This is a genomic window from Streptomyces sp. L500 (assembly GCF_054551825.1).
In genome coordinates this window covers 1-773 of the sequence record NZ_JBTOLC010000132.1, presented here as the reverse complement: position 1 = coordinate 773, position 773 = coordinate 1, and the positions used below count along the sequence as shown (strand labels likewise).

Here is a 773-nt window from a genome sequence, read left to right as displayed (position 1 = left end):
GGGATCGTTGAGCGGCTGGTGCCGGATGAGTTGTGGGAGCTGTTCCAGCGGGTGGTGCCGGAGGCGCCGGTGCGGCCGCAGGGCGGTGGGCGTCGCCGACACGGCGATCGTGAGGTGCTGGCGGCGGTCATGTTCGTGGCGACGTCCGGATGCACGTGGCAGCAGCTGCCGACCGCGTCGTTCGGGCCATCGGGGGCAACGGCCCACCGTCGATTCACGGAGTGGACGAAGGCCCGGGTGTGGGCGAAGCTCCACCGCCTGGTCCTTGACGAACTCGGCGCCCACGGTGAGCTGGACTGGAGCCGCTGTGCGGTCGACTCGGTGAACATGCGGGCGATGAAAAAGGGGATCTGACCGGCCCGAACCCCGTCGACCGGGGCAAGTACGGCTCGAAGATCCACCTGCTCACCGAACGCACCGGCCTGCCCCTCTCCGTCGGGATCTCCGGGGCCAACCTGCACGACAGCCAGGCCCTCGAACCCCTCGTCAAAGGCATACCGCCCATCCGCTCCCGTCGCGGACCCCGCCGGCGCAGACCCGCCAAACTCCACGCGGATAAGGCCTACGACAACGCTCACCTGCGGCGCTTCCTCCGCAGCCGCCACATCACACCCCGCATCGCCCGCAAAAGAATCGAGAACTCACAGCGTCTGGGGCGCCACCGCTGGACCATCGAACGCACCATGGCCTGGCTCGCCGGATGCCGCCGCCTCCACCGCCGCTACGAACGCAAAGCCGAACACTTCCTCGCCTTCGCCGGCATCGCCGCCACC

General features: G+C 69.2%; 1 protein-coding gene. It reads left to right on the top strand.

Annotated features, from left to right (window positions below; all coding sequences use genetic code 11):
• Positions 1-3: 3 nt before the first annotated feature.
• A protein-coding gene (locus tag ACX9I7_RS32665) for an IS5 family transposase (RefSeq protein WP_459389408.1) occupies positions 4-773 on the top strand; the annotation gives its coding sequence in 2 pieces (ribosomal slippage) (positions 4-343 and positions 343-773; 771 coding nt annotated over the 2 pieces). This gene is flagged as partial in the annotation.